At 72.5% G+C, this 528-nt stretch carries 1 protein-coding gene; it reads left to right on the forward strand.

Annotation, left to right across the window (positions count from 1 at the left end; translation table 11 throughout):
• Window positions 1-528, forward strand: a 528-nt coding sequence (locus tag FG93_RS19660; RefSeq protein ID WP_043237356.1) for an ATP-binding cassette domain-containing protein, incomplete at both ends; no start/stop codon positions are given.

Here is a 528-nt window from a genome sequence, read left to right on the forward strand (position 1 = left end):
GTCGATCTCGCCATCGCCAACTGGAAGTCCTTCGTCGCGGCGCGCGCCGCCTTCCAGCGCCTGCGCGAGACGGTGGTGGCGCTGAGCCAGGCGGTGGTGCCGATGCAGCTGCCGGCCCCGGTGGGCTATCTCAAGGTCGACAAGATCACGGTCGCCGCCCCGGTCACCGGCCAGGTCCTGCTCAGCGAGGTCGGCTTCGACCTGAAGGCGGGCACGGCGCTCGGCCTGATCGGCCCGAGCGGCGGCGGCAAGACGACGCTGGTGCGGGCCCTGACCGGGATCTGGCCGGTGTTGCGCGGTTCGGTCCGGCTCGACGGCGCCGAGCTGGCGCAATGGCCGGAGGCGGCGCTCGGCCGCTTCATCGGCTATCTCCCGCAGGAGGTCAGCCTGCTCGATGCCAGCGTCGCGGAGAACATCTCGCGGCTCTCCGACGAGAGCGACGCCGCCGGGGTCGTGGCGGCGGCGCAGGCGGCCGGCATCCACGAGATGATCGTGCGGCTGGCCGATGGCTACCAGACCCAGCTCGGG

The sequence above is a fragment of the Allobosea sp. LC85 genome (assembly GCF_000735605.1).
In the GTDB taxonomy this organism is placed as follows: Bacteria; Pseudomonadota; Alphaproteobacteria; order Rhizobiales; family Beijerinckiaceae; genus Allobosea.